The following is a 13,008-nucleotide window of genomic DNA, read 5'->3' as shown; positions in this document are numbered from 1 at the left end:
GCCAGGCTGCGGTGCATGAAGACGATCGCTTTCGTGCTGTATCCCGGGCTCACGCCCCTTGATCTGATCGGTCCGCTGCAGGTCCTGGCGTCGCTGCGGCACGCGGACCCGTCCTTCGAGGCCACGGTGGTCGCGGAGAGCCTGGACCCGGTGCACTCGGACATCCCCCTGTCGCTGACGGCGGAGCGCACCTTCGACGACGTGCCCGCGCCGTACGCCCTGGTGGTGCCCGGCGGCCAGGCCGGCACACTGCGGGCCCTGACGAACGAGCGGTTGCTGGACTACGTGCGCTCGGCGGCCGCGCGGGCGGAGGTGACGGCCTCGGTCTGCACCGGTTCGCTGATCCTGGGCGCGGCGGGCCTGCTGGAGGGCCGGGAGGCCACCACGCACTGGTCTTTCCTGGAGGCGCTGCGCGCGTTCGGCGCGATGCCGGTGAGCCGCCGGTGGGTCGACGAGGGCAAGATCCTGACGGCGGCGGGCGTGGCCGCGGGGATCGACATGGCCCTGCACCTGGCGGCCCGCTTCACCAGCGAGGACGTCGCGAAGTTCCTCCAGTTCGGAATCGAGTACGACCCGGAGCCACCCTTCGGCGGCCTCGACTGGTCGGCCACGCCCAGGGAGCTGTTCACCACCATGGCGACAGCGTCGATCCGGGAGGAGCTGTCCGGCGCACCGGAGCTGGGGGCGCGGCTGGCCGCGCACCTGTGAGCTGGTGGCCCGCCGGTGTGGTGGCGGCGCACTGGTGAGGGGCGGGGCCGTCCTGGGGGCCCGGCCTCATCCGCGCAGGCCAGCGACTTGAAGGCACCCCGCTACCGGGCTGTGTGCGGTCCGTAATAAGCTATCCCCCGTCGCCGAGCCTCACGGCAGGCGACGGCCGGGCTGTGGCGCAGTTTGGTAGCGCACTTGACTGGGGGTCAAGGGGTCGCAGGTTCAAATCCTGTCAGCCCGACGGTCTGGATGAGCCCGCTGGCTCTGGGTGGAAGCCCAGGTCGGCGGGCTTTTTCGTGTTTTCTTCACGTTCGTTGCAGCTCGTCGACTTCAAGATCAACGGGGGTGTGCAGGAGCGATTCTGGAGTGGATCATGCTTCCGGCGGCAAATGGGGTCGCCTAAACGCTCCTGCTCGGCCGCTCTTTGACCAACTGACCTGAACCTGCTCGAAGCGCCCGGAACCCGATTCGGGTTCGTGCCGGTTGCGGCCAGATAGGCGCCGTTGCGCTCCGCTGACGGCCGCGCTGGACGGCTGGGGCCGGTGGGCGGTGGTTCGGGGGCGATACGGCTGCTTGGCAACGCCTGCGGCGCTCGACGAGATCCGGATATGACGGTGGCCCGCTGCCGGACGGGCAGCGGGCCACGTGATGGTGAATGTCAGGCAGCGAGCAAGAGCGGCTGCGTGATCGTCGGCCCGTGATTTTCGTGCACGCTGGCGACGGCGTCGTGCCAGCGGCGTTCGAGACTGTCCAGCAGACGGGCCTCGACCTCGGCGGCTACGTGGGAGTAGACGTCGCGGATCTCGTCGGGAATCCGGTGCCCCAGTCGCCGCGATTGGGCGACCTCGGGGATGCCGTCGGCGATCATCCAGGTTTTGTGGCTGTGCCGCAGGTCGTGGAAGCGCAGTCCGGGCAGGATCGGCCGCACCCGCACCTCGGGCCGAACCCGCTGGAGATTCCCATCTGCCGCGGGTCGCATCGCACGGCGCGAGAAGTTCGACCGCCGCAGCAGCTGGTGCTCGGCGCTGACGAACACATGCGGATGGTCGTGACTGTCGAGGTAGGCCCGCAGTGGCGGGATGAGGAACGGCGGCAGGGAGATGGTGCGCGCGGAACACGCCGTCTTGGGCGGTCCGAGTTCCAGTTGTCCGTTGACTTCGTGCAGCGCGCCGATCTGCGGGTCGATGATGATCTCACCGTCGTCGAGGTGGGCGTTGGGGCGTTGCAGGCCGGTCAGTTCACCCCAGCGGGCGCCGGTCCAGGCCGCGGTGATGATGAGCAGTCCGGCCCACAGCCCGACCAGCGCGCTGGCCTGCGCCGCGATCGCGACGACCTGTTCCGGTGTCGCCCACAGCTGTTCGGTCCGGGGCTGGTGCCGCCGCCGTCCGCGCCGCCGGGGCTGGATCGGGTTGACTGGGATGAGGCGCTCGTCGGCGGCGTCGGCCAGCATCATGGTCATCAGCTTGATGATCGTGGACACCGTCGAGGTCGCATACCCCTGGCCGCGGAGCTTCTTGCCCCAGGCATGCACGGCGATACCGGAGATACTGTTCAGACTGGTGTCGCCCCAGCGGGGAATGATGTGGTTGTCGGTCAGACTGCGATATTGCGCGAGCGTGGCGGGTGCGACGTCGATGGCGTCGAACCAGGTCACGATCCACTCCGCCAGGAGCAGCTTGCCGGCCTCCGGGTCGAGGAACGTCCCACGCCGCTTGTCGGCATCGATCTCAGCGGCCTTGTCCTGCGCCTCCTTCTTCGTCCGAAACCCCGACAACGACCCATGCGTCCCGTCGTCCCGCCAATAACGAACCCTCCACAAGTCTTTTCCGCTTTTCTCGACGAAAGCCATGACGAATCACCCCTCAATGTTTTTGCGTGGATGAATTGACGGACATATGGACGCTGAATGTCCGTCAATAAAGCAAGCCGCCACTGAAGGTTCTTTGAGGTCACGAGCTCTTTCGCGGCTTCCGGGCACTCATCTCGGCGATGGCCTCCAGGTCCGCGCGAGCGAACCGCAGATGCTTACCCACAAATCGACACGGCACTGCCCGCGCCGCCGCCTTCCGTCGCAACCACGACGGCCGCACCTGCAAGATCACCGCCGCCTGCTCAGCAGTGAACAGCATCGGCGCCGTCGACTCGGACGGCTGAGCCGCCGGGGAAGCATTCGAACCCTGCCCGCCACGAGACGGCGCACGATCGACGCCCCGAGGTGCCGTAGGCGGCCGAGTAAGCCGAGAATGCGACCCTGCCCGAGAAAAACTGCTCATAGGCGCCAACCTCCTTCGTCACGACCGCGCCAGGTCGAGCGGCCGGTGTACCCCTAACTCCGGCGAACCGACCCGAAAGGGACATGGCGAGAGGAAGGCAAAACTTCCGCCCCGAGCCCAACCGCTTCCTGGCGGAACGCTTTTCCACGGTGAGCGATTCTCTGAGCTGGGGCCAATGGGGTGAGGCCGGCCGGCACAGCGGCGGTGCGAGACCGTTGAGGAGCCGGATGGTGGTGTCGATGCTGAGGGGTCTGCCCAGACTTCGGTTGACACCGGGGCTGACTGTTTCTCAGGCCGCTGCTGCGGTCGTGTAGATGGTCTCAAACTCGACCGGGGTGAGCTTGCCCAGCCTTCGTTGGCGGCGTTTGCGGTGGTACTTCGTCTCGATCCAGGACACGATCGCCAACCGGAGTTCGTCGCGGGTGTGCCATCGCCGGGTGTCGAGAACGTTCTTTTGCAGCAACGAGAAGAACGATTCCATCGCGGCGTTGTCCCCGCAGGCACCGACCTGGCCCATCGACCCGGCCAGCCCGTGTGCGTGCAGCACACGCTGGTAGGTCGCCGATCGGAATTGGGCGCCGCGGTCGGAGTGGACGACGACGCCGCGCGGGTTACGGAGCGCGATCGCGTTACGCAGCGCCGCGACCGCGAGCGAGGCCCGCATGTGCGAGGCGATGGAGTATCCGACGATCTTGTTGGAGTAGCAGTCCTTGACCGCGCACAGATACAGCTTGCCCTCGCCGGTGGGATGCTCGGTGATGTCGGTCAGCCACTTGGTATTCGGCGCGTCAGCGGTGAAGTCGCGGCGGATCAGGTCGTCGTGCACCGGCGGCCCCGCCGTGCGGGAAAGGCCCTTCTTTGTGGCGTGCAGCGAGAAGATCTTTTGCATCGAGCAGATCCGCCACACCCGGTTCTCCGACGCGGTGAACCCGCGACGGGCGAGTTCATCGGCGACGAACCGGTACCCGTCGGCCGGGTCGTCGGCATGGATCTCGAGGGCGGCGTCGATCAGGTGCGCGTCGTCCCAGTCCCGCTGCGAGACCGGAGACGATCGCCACTGGTAGTAGGCCTGCCGGGAGATGCCCAGCACCCTGCACGTCACCGCGGCCGGCACCCGAATCGGTGCGCCGGCCGCGGCCAGTTCACGGACGAGCGGGAAGACTATTTTCCCGGCAGATTGCCCTGCGCCAGATAGGCAGCCGCCTTGCGCAGGACTTCGTTCTCCTGCTCCAGCAGCCGGTTGCGCTTACGCAACTCGCGTAGCTCGGCGGACTCGTCCCGGGTCACGCCGGGCCGGGCGCCGTCCTCCACGTCGGCGGCGCGCAGCCAGTTGGCCAGGCATGACTCGGAGATCCCGAAGTCCTTGGCGACCTGCTTCAACGGGGTCTCGCCGCGGCGGGCCACGGCAACGACATCGTCGCGGAACTCGCGGGGGTAGGGCTTGGGCACGATGACATCCTTCCAGGCGAGGCCGAGCCTCACACGTGAGATGTCAACCAGACCCTGGGCAGACCCGAGGCCGTGGGCTTAGGGGTCGAGGAGGCCGACGTTGAAGCCGCAGGTGGCGGCGTAGGTGTCGAGGTAGCCCATGCCGAGAGATCACACGCGGGGTGCATGGGCCGTTCGAACTGCCGGACGGGCCAGGTGTGTATGCCTTAACGGTGGAAGCGCCCGCTAGTCGCGCAACCGGCGCCGCGCCTGATGAGCTGTGGCTCCGCTTGGTGAGGACAGGCGATCCGACGCCTGACGAGGATGAGGACTAGGTAACCCCCCCGATCTTGCAGTGCCTTCTGACGGCCCGAGGTGTTACCCAGTGGGTCCTCAAGCACCCGAACGAACGCCACGCCTGCCCTCGGAAACACCTGCCTGACGTCGATGGTTTTGGCGGGAGCGTCCGCTGGTGACTGCTCGACCCGAGCGGTGTCGGGGCTGGCAAAGTAATCCACGACGTTGACCCGACGAATGCCCGCCCTGGAAGTGGACGCCCTTCGCTGGCCGCGGGAGGTCGAGGTAGAGCAGGTGGCGTGGCGCTGCACAGGACGGATAGGTGTAGGAGATCGTCACGTCCTGGTCGACGACGTCCTGGCCGAGGGTCACGGAGGCAAACTATGCTCCGTCGCGCACGGTACGGCGGATCTTCGCGCCTTTCCGTCGACGGCCAGCTGCGCAGCGTGAAGACTTCGGAAGTTCGGCAGGATCGAGGCCGCCCGAGAGGTCGAAGTTCCAGACTGAGGCGATCGTCGGGTTGCGGAGGAGTTCGCGGTACTCCGACTCGTCCGAGAGGCAGGCGAAGCGCATCGTTGGCACGTTTGGCTGGACCCGGTACTGCCACCGAACCGTCGCGACGAACATCGAGCCCTTGCCTGTCGCCGAACCAGCCGATCACGGGCTCACGGATACGGTCACTCCAACAGGCGTAGGCGTAGTCACTGTGGCTCGTGCCGGCGTCCTCGTGTCCATGGGGTGCACGCGACCTTCAGCCGTTAAGGGCCACCGTCATGCTTCTTCCGTCCACCGAGTCGACGGATCACAGTAGCGACACTCTCGCGTAACGCGCCCATCGGCTGCGGAGACGATGCCGTGATCGGCGAAATGGCCGTTGCTGCAATCCGTCGTCAGCGAGAATTGCCGTTCAAGATGAAGGACGGCAGTTCGGTCTGGCTCGGGTTTTGGTGTCCGTTCGAGCCATCGGGACAGCGCGTCAGCGAGGTCGCGTGCGCGCATGTTGGTGCCGACAGGAAGCGACGAGGTCAGGCCGCGTTGCGCGCACAGCCGCTCGAGGTCTTCGGTCGAACGGTCCAGTATTCGGTAGGCGCGGGCGTGATAGGCCCTTAGCCAGTTCTCGGCGGCTTGACGCATCGCGGCCAGCTCGTTGATCGGCTTATCGCGCGCCGCGAGCGCTGCCATCCAGACCGGGTCGCGTCGCTCTGCGGGGAGCACCAACTGTTCCGCCAGGAGCCGACGCGAGTGGGTCTCCTCGTCGACGGTCTCGCCGCCCGGATACTGCCATCCACCCGCCACTCGGACGGGCTCAGTCTGCTTCTTCGGCTTGGCCTTCGCTGGCTTCGGCTTGGCGTCTGGTCGCTCCGAAGTAGGCGAAACGATCATCCCGATGATCGCGAGAAGTAGGAGAGCCCCACCCAGAGCCGCGACCACGACCCAGTTGATCGACGCCACGACAATCAGCAGGCCGACGCCGACCAGCACTTTGCCCTTCACAGGGGCGCAGCTCTCTTGCTCATCCTGCCGTTCCTCTCACAGGGGCTCATCAAGAGATCTGTCACGCCAGTCGTTGTGTTACGACCGGCGAGATACTGAGCGGCAACGGCCCGAGGCTAGTTAGGTACGATCAGAAGCGGAGATTGTTGATCGCAGCGAGTTCGATCCCATACCGGGCGTACACCTTGATCGTGTTCTCGCTCGTCAGCTGGTCTTCGCCGAACCCGAGCAAGGAGGCTGTCCGGACGACGTCATCAGGGGCGTCGGCCTCAATCTCAAGGTACGGCGGGATGAGGGGCCACTCGTCAATCTCCAAACGGGCGCCGTCAAGCAGGAAGCTCGTGCGACGGTTCTCCTGGTACGACTTGGGCGTGAAACCGAGGAGGCCTAGCAGTTCGTTGGTGCCGGCGAAGTCGTCGACGGTGACTTCGACTTCGTGTGTCCCGTCGATGGCGTCGCTGCGGATCTCCTTGACGCAAAGGGTGGTCTCGCTGCCGGTTTCGCGGAGCCGGATCCACTTCGACTGATCTCCCGGCGTGATGTCGTAGACGTAGCGTCGCATGAGCTTGGTCTCGCTGACCTGCCGGCCACCCTTGTTAAGGATGAGTGTCGCGATGGCGTCAGGGGCGATGTCGAGGACCTTGGCTTCGTGCTCGACTGGCACTGGCAGTTCTCCTTCGTCGGGTGGTGGTCGAGCCTAGCGAGTGGTGGGTGTGAGTTCGGCGAGCTCCTGCTCTCGGAGCCGGCGGATTTCGGCCGGTAGGTCGGACTGCAGGAAGTCGTCCAGAGGACGGCAGAGGTCCATCCGCTGAATGCAGACGCCAACTTGGTAGGCACCGCGGCGGTCGCGGTAGAGGCGGACACCGTAGAAGCCCTCTTCGCAGTCGGTGTCGTTGTTGAAGCGGCAGCTGGCGCAAGTCTGGGGCAGGCGAACCCGCCGGATCTGCTTGTAGAAGACCCGGCGCCCGTCGGGCAGTCGATAGGCGGTACGGGCTCCGGAGACGCCGGCGGTGAGGTGTCGGACTTCGGGTACGGCGCCTCGCTCTTCGAGAGCCTGGTTGATGGCCCGGATCGATGCATCGCCGTGGTCGAGCGAGTTGAGGAGCCGTATGGACAGCCGCGGTGAGTACTCATCGAGCAGGCGGTGGATCCGTGGAATGTGGCTGGCGTCGGGGACCACGATGTTGGCGTTGACGCCGACGCCGGCAGCCAGGGCGGCGTCGATGGACGCCCTGAGCGCCTCCAGCTTGCGGGTGGCTCGGCCGAGGTTGCGGTACCGATTGTGCTGGACCGCGGCCAGCTCCTCAGGGGTCGTGCCGAAGACGGAGAAGTTGATTCGCTCGAGCCCGGCCGTGGCGCATGCGGCCATCTGATCAGCACCCCGCTCACCATTCGAGGTCATCCGGACCGAGAAACCTGCCCGCCGGGCGACCGTCACGAGCTGTGGGAGACCGGTGTGCAGGGTGGGTTCGCCTCCGGTGAGATGGAGCTCGTCCAGGCCGAGGGCGTCACGGAGCGCGATGAGGGCCTGTTCGAAGCTGGCATCGGGCAAGACGGGGGCCGGTAGGAAGTGGGCGCCGTTGGTGCCGGTGTAGATGGAGACCCTACCGGTCCGCCCGGAGGGGACGAAACTGCTGATCTCGCGGCCGAGGTTGTCGGCGACGACGGGGGTGCCCTCGTTGTGGCAGAACGTGCAGGTCATTCCGCAGGCGTCGATGATCTTCACGCGGAGGGTGTGGTCGGTGTCGACCTGTATGGGCAACGTCGTGATCGGCGTCATGGAGGGCTACTCCTCGAAAGGTGGTGGGGCGGACGGAGGGCGGAGGCCTTCGACGAGGACGCGGGGATCGACGGCGAGTGCGCGGGCCAGTTGTAGGAGGTCGGGCAGATTTGGCTCAGTCCGACCGTGCTCGATGAGAACCACGCGAAACCAGGAGCAACGGCTGCGCTGGCTAGCCGCCGGTTGGTCCAATGCCGCTCCTGACGAAGTTGCCGCAGGCCCCGGCCGACCTGTCGTTGGACGGTGAGCCACCGGTACCGCGCGCGCGTCCAGCGCAACCAATGTGTCAGCACGGTGCGGACCGGCGTGGCCGTCTGTGGTGCGGGTCCATCGCGGGCAGCTCCTTTCCCGAGGGCGGTCGTGATGTGGGGGATTAGTCAGAAAGCAGCGGCCTCGGCTGGGCGACGCGTCCGCGGTCCGGGTCAGCCCGTGGCCACCTCACGTCGTGGTGCTGGTCCTGCTGGTCTTCGTGGACCCTGCGGACGATGGCCGCCACGGATCGCGGTTCGGCGGACCGCTGGTGCTGGCGGAGGTGATGGCGTCGCCTGAGCGCGAGGACCAGGAGGTAGAGCAAGGGGAGGCCAGCGGTCAGCGTGAGGAGTGCGGCGGCCGCAGGTGTCATGGTGGGGGAGTGGAGCTCCCGGCGTCGGGGCTTGCCGCCTGGTCCATCTCGGCATGGCGGTGGACCAGTTGGCCGAGTTCGACGAGCAGGTCGCCCAGGGCATGCTGGCGGGCCGGCCCCATACGACCCTCCCGCAGTTCGAGCGCCGCCATCGGCAGGTTGGCGGCCATGCTGGCCAAGGCCTTGACCAGGGCTTCCGCTTCCGCGGTTGGTTCGGCCATCGTCAGAACCCTTCACGCAGTCGGTAGGCCAAGCAGACCGACGAGCGCGGCCATGGTCGGCCACACGTCCTGCAACCGCCAGATTGTGGGCGCGGCGCGTGCAGCGTCAGCGTCAAGGCGGTCAGGCTGTAGAGGAGCGCGGGCTCGGGAAGGCGGGGCTCAGTGCTGGTAGCGAGACGGTTGTGTCCCCGTTGCCAGCAGGCCGGGATCGGGGAGGGGGTGCGTTCGATCAATCGGGTCGCCATAGACGTTGTCCTGGTGAAGTCGCTGGTTGGGCAGCGCCCGCCGCCGGGATCGGGGAGGTGTCTGAAAGGCTCGCCCGGCGGCGGGCGCCTGCCACTGACTTCAGCGCGTGTCAGTGGTGTGCACAACCCTGTGCACACAGTTGGCACACGCGGCGTCACCTGACAGAATCGAGCACCGGTGGACCACCGCGTCGCAAGGTGGGTTGTGAGGGGTATGGACACGGAGCCAGGCGAGGTCACGGAGCGGCAGCGGGCGCTCGGAGAGCAGCTAAGCGCGTACCGGAAGCTCGCCGGCCTGACGCAAGCCCAGCTCGCGAAGCGGCTGTACTGCGACCGCACGACCCTGGCCCATGTCGAACGCGGGCAGCGGTCCAGAGATGAGGCGTTCTGGCGAGCGGCTGATGAAGCACTCGCCGCGGCTGGCCAGCTCCTCGCGGCCTACCGAACCTTCGAGAACGCCAGGGCTCAGGCCGAACACGCCGCCCGAATCGCCGAGCTGGAGCACCATCAGCGCAAGATCGCTCAGTGGGGTAGTGGCGCGGGACTACAACTAGTCGGCGTCGGTCCAGGGACGGACGTCGCCGCCGCCGGTGCGTCCGCCATGACGCTCGGCCCGGCTTTGGGTGCCGCGGCTGATGCCGCTCGCGGCCCCGACTTGCCGGTGGTGACTTCGACCCAGGTCCACGAGATGGTCGACCACCTGCGGGAGCAGTGGCACCTCCTGGTTAAGACGGACAACCTCTTCGGGCCCCGCTACGCCTTGACGTCGGTGCAGAGCCACTTGGTGATGATCGGTGACTTGCTGGCCGTGACGCGTGACCATGCCCGGCGTGAGGTGGCGCGGGTAGCGGCGCAGTACGCGGAATCCGCAGCCTGGCTGCACGAGGACGCGGGCGGCCTCGACCGCGCGGTGTACTGGACGAATCGGGCACTGGAGTGGGCCCACGAAGCTGACGATCGCGTGATGTTGGCCTGGACACTGTTTCGGCGGAGCCAGCAGGCCGCGGCGAGTGGTGACGCTGGCCAGACCATCGGCTTGGTGCAAGCTGCCCAACGAGATGAAGCCGCGTTGGCTGGTCCGATGCGGGCGGCCTTGGCTCAGCAGGAGGCACACGGGTACGCCCTCGACGGGGATGCCGGTTCCACGCTGCGAAAACTTGACGAAGCGCTGGCGTGGGCCGCCACAGACACCGACGGGGACGCTCGCGGCGGGCACGGATCGTTTTGCACGGAGAGCTACCTAGAGCTGCAGCGGGCGTCCTGTTGGCTGACGCTTCAGCAACCGAAACGGGCCATCGAGGTGTTTGACCGGACCCTGCCGACGTTGCCAGCCGTTTACCGGCGCGACCGCGGGGTGGCGTTGAGTCGCTTCGCCGTAGCCTACGCGGCCGTCGACGAGGTGGAGCAGGCTGCGTCTGTGGCCAGGGAAGCGCTTGGCATTGCCCGCAGTGCCGGTTCCGTCCGAACGGAACGTGAGATACAGGTTGTGGGGCAACGCCTTCACCGCCACCAACGCGTCGCGGAGGTCGCCCACCTGCTTGACGACCTTGCAATCGCCGGGATGCCGTGATGGCTGCACCCACTGAGCTCGCCGCCATGCGGCGAGCCATTTCCCTTGCTGCGCTTGGTCTTGGGACGACCAGCCCGAACCCGCCGGTGGGCTGCGTCATCCTGGACCGACACGGCGTCGTGGTGGGCGAAGGCTTCCACGAACGTAAGGGTGATGCCCATGCTGAGGCGCATGCCCTGGCAATGGCCGGCGACCGGGCACGGGGCGGGACGGCGGTGGTGACGCTTGAGCCGTGCAACCACTTCGGCCGGACGCCACCATGCCGGAAACTGCTAATTGAGGCGGGCATCGCCCGCTGTGTCATCGCGATTATCGATCCGACTTCACGGGAAGAGGGCGGCGCGGCGAGGATGCGGGCCGCAGGCGTCGACGTGGAGGTCGGCCTTCTGGCCGACGAGGCCGAGTTGGTGCTGGGGCCATGGCTGCGCGCTCTGCGGACCGCACGTCCGTTTGTCACCTGGGCGTCACTGGCGGAGGTGGAGGGTGGCCGCTCTTCGCTGTCTGACCCGTTCCTTGACGAGATGCGGGTATCCGTGGACGCCGTTCTGACGGAGGACGGACGGGTCTTCGAAGGGGTACTGGGTGGTCATGGCCTGGGCATGATCGAACTTGACGGCGTCGCCAGCGGCGGCTCGCCTGAAGAGCTCCTGGCGTCATTGCATCAGGGCGGCATCCGGTCAGCGGTATTGAACTACAGCGCAACGAAGGCGGCGCCGTTTCTCGCTGCAGGTCTCGTCGACCAGGTGCTGGTGTATCTGCCAGCGCGGACGGCCGGCGCTGGCAGCGTCGGCTACGGACCGGAGGAGTTTATACCCGCGCGGTACGGGCTTCGAGAAGTGCGGAAGACCAACGGCTTTGTCGTGATCAGGGCCGAGCGCGCCTAGCGCGTGTCCTATTAGCACCGTGCCGACAGTCGGTCGGAGGCGATGTCGTCATGGCCGGTAGGGTCGACGCTGCATTGGTTCCTCCGCTGCCTGTTGGAGGAGCGGTGCCTTGCTCGATTGATGACAACCACGATGACGGGGAAGATGTATGGCACAGAAGGTGACCGTTGAACTGGTCGACGACCTCGATGGTTCGGTGACCGAGGACATCAGCACGGTGTTCTTCGCACTCGACGGCGTGGATTACGAGATCGACCTTACTGCCGACAACGCTGGTCGGTTGCGCGATGAGCTTGTTAACTTCGTCGCCAATGCGCGAAAAACAGGCGGACGGAGCAAGCGCGGAGTGCGGCCGAGCACGAACGGCCACGCCGCGTCCCCGGCTGATCGGGAGAAGACGCGCGCCATTCGTGAATGGGCCAAGGAGCAGGGGTACGAACTGGCTGACCGCGGTCGGATTCGGGCTGACGTGGTCGAGGCCTATGAAGCGGCTCAGGCAACTCCCGCTAAGCCGAAGGGGCGGAAGAAGGCCAAGTAGGACTGCCGGGGCAATCTGTTACTAGACGTGCGTCAGGCGGCTGTTCTGATGCATGATCGAAGCATCACTGCGAAGGGCAGTTGGATACCGGCGGTCTCTGGGGGCAGGCATGACGGTCTTGTTCGACGGCGAGCTCGACGTTCTTGAGGGCTACATCAGCGTTGAGGCAGCCCAGGCGCGGTTCGGCGATGTGGCAGAGGGCATTTGCCGGGCAGTAGAACGGTTTCCGTGGAGCCGCTTTGAGTGGCCGCTTGGCGTTCATCACCGGCCTGCCGACCGGGCGGGTTCCGTTACAGGTTGAGGCCTTGAGCGGCCCGCCTGACCTTGATCCTGAGTGGGAGGACGTGGTTGAGGTTTCCTTCGAGTCCGCTGGTGAGGTTTGCCTGCGGGACTGGTCAGGGCTGCAGTCCCGGAGGCTCGCCCTGCACGAAGGTCCGCTCCGGGTCCGCTACTGCCTCCGTGGTGTGGACCTGGTGTGCGACCGACGTGCACGCCGATTCGGCCGGCCGACGGTGACCCCACATCTCATCCAGTTCTGGCCGGCGCTGCTGACTCGAGATGCGGTTCTCAAGCAGGGGAGCGTGACCGCCGCGTCCTGGCACCAGGCTTGGGCTCCCGGGAGAAAGTGGCGAAATGTCCGCGACAGGGGCCTCAGCGCCGCTACAGCTTGAGTTGTGGCGTCGGCATCTGTCAGGGCTTGATCTGCGGGACGATTCGGGAGAACTCCGCGTACGAGGTCAGGCAGTCGGGTCTCTCAAATGTGGTGCACTGGCTACCCGTGCCCGCGTCCGTTAGCCGCCATCCTGCGGTCGCTGCTGCTGAGGCGAGCTGTTCAGCTCGCGAAGGATGCCGAGCAGGGTCGAGGCGGCCCGGGGATTGAGTTCCGGGAGCTTTTCAGGTAGGTGGACGGTCAAACGGTCATTTCGGCCGGCGTTAGGCCGGCGTGGT

At 66.5% G+C, this 13,008-nt stretch carries 13 protein-coding genes and 1 tRNA gene; 6 read left to right on the top strand and 8 right to left on the bottom strand.

Annotated elements, in window-relative coordinates; translation table 11 throughout:
* Positions 1-15: 15 nt before the first annotated feature.
* The gene (locus tag L1857_RS26320; RefSeq protein WP_116111147.1) at positions 16-708 is read left to right on the top strand and encodes a DJ-1/PfpI family protein; all 693 of its coding nucleotides are present in this window, start codon (positions 16-18) and stop codon (positions 706-708) included.
* A 167-nt stretch (positions 709-875) separates the two neighbouring features.
* A tRNA-Pro gene (locus tag L1857_RS26315) sits at positions 876-949 on the top strand.
* A gap of 417 nt (positions 950-1,366) precedes the next feature.
* Here L1857_RS26315 and L1857_RS26310 read toward each other — a convergent pair.
* The 8 genes from L1857_RS26310 to L1857_RS26275 form a co-directional block, all read right to left on the bottom strand.
* Complete coding sequence (locus L1857_RS26310; protein ID WP_116111093.1) at positions 1,367-2,557, bottom strand: tyrosine-type recombinase/integrase; 1,191 nt, start codon at positions 2,555-2,557, stop codon at positions 1,367-1,369.
* A gap of 100 nt (positions 2,558-2,657) precedes the next feature.
* Positions 2,658-2,837 (bottom strand): helix-turn-helix domain-containing protein, encoded by a 180-nt coding sequence (locus L1857_RS26305; protein ID WP_116111094.1) that lies wholly within the window; start codon positions 2,835-2,837, stop codon positions 2,658-2,660.
* 433 nt (positions 2,838-3,270) lie between these two features.
* A protein-coding gene (locus tag L1857_RS26300) for an IS3 family transposase (protein WP_116111095.1) occupies positions 3,271-4,430 on the bottom strand; the annotation gives its coding sequence in 2 pieces (ribosomal slippage) (positions 3,271-4,149 and positions 4,152-4,430; 1,158 coding nt in all).
* Between the two features lie 657 nt (positions 4,431-5,087).
* The gene (locus L1857_RS26295; RefSeq protein WP_162831075.1) at positions 5,088-5,333 is read right to left on the bottom strand and encodes a hypothetical protein; all 246 of its coding nucleotides are present in this window, start codon (positions 5,331-5,333) and stop codon (positions 5,088-5,090) included.
* A gap of 144 nt (positions 5,334-5,477) precedes the next feature.
* Complete coding sequence (locus L1857_RS26290) at positions 5,478-6,200, bottom strand: hypothetical protein (protein ID WP_162831076.1); 723 nt, start codon at positions 6,198-6,200, stop codon at positions 5,478-5,480.
* A 130-nt stretch (positions 6,201-6,330) separates the two neighbouring features.
* Positions 6,331-6,864 (bottom strand): class IV adenylate cyclase, encoded by a 534-nt coding sequence (locus L1857_RS26285; RefSeq protein WP_116111097.1) that lies wholly within the window; start codon positions 6,862-6,864, stop codon positions 6,331-6,333.
* Between the two features lie 33 nt (positions 6,865-6,897).
* Positions 6,898-7,980 (bottom strand): radical SAM protein, encoded by a 1,083-nt coding sequence (locus L1857_RS26280; RefSeq protein WP_116111098.1) that lies wholly within the window; start codon positions 7,978-7,980, stop codon positions 6,898-6,900.
* A 618-nt stretch (positions 7,981-8,598) separates the two neighbouring features.
* The gene (locus tag L1857_RS26275) at positions 8,599-8,823 is read right to left on the bottom strand and encodes a hypothetical protein (protein WP_116111100.1); all 225 of its coding nucleotides are present in this window, start codon (positions 8,821-8,823) and stop codon (positions 8,599-8,601) included.
* Between the two features lie 459 nt (positions 8,824-9,282).
* Between L1857_RS26275 and L1857_RS26270 the strand changes: the two genes are divergently transcribed.
* The 4 genes from L1857_RS26270 (at position 9,283) to L1857_RS26255 (ending at position 12,361) form a co-directional block, all read left to right on the top strand.
* Entirely contained in the window at positions 9,283-10,638 is a 1,356-nt protein-coding gene (locus L1857_RS26270) for a helix-turn-helix transcriptional regulator (protein ID WP_116111101.1), read from the top strand.
* Entirely contained in the window at positions 10,638-11,522 is an 885-nt protein-coding gene (gene ribD, locus L1857_RS26265) for a bifunctional diaminohydroxyphosphoribosylaminopyrimidine deaminase/5-amino-6-(5-phosphoribosylamino)uracil reductase RibD (protein WP_116111102.1), read from the top strand. The genes L1857_RS26270 and ribD overlap by 1 nt, the downstream gene beginning before the upstream one ends.
* Before the next feature lie 148 nt (positions 11,523-11,670).
* Entirely contained in the window at positions 11,671-12,060 is a 390-nt protein-coding gene (locus tag L1857_RS26260) for a histone-like nucleoid-structuring protein Lsr2 (protein ID WP_116111103.1), read from the top strand.
* Between the two features lie 109 nt (positions 12,061-12,169).
* A complete protein-coding gene (locus L1857_RS26255; RefSeq protein ID WP_162831077.1) occupies positions 12,170-12,361 on the top strand; it encodes a hypothetical protein in 192 nt (63 codons plus the stop codon).
* Positions 12,362-13,008 lie beyond the last annotated feature (647 nt).

It is taken from the genome of Amycolatopsis thermalba, from assembly GCF_023376025.1.
Lineage (GTDB): Bacteria > Actinomycetota > Actinomycetes > Mycobacteriales > Pseudonocardiaceae > Amycolatopsis_E > Amycolatopsis_E thermalba.
This window is presented reverse-complemented; position numbering and strand designations above follow the sequence as displayed.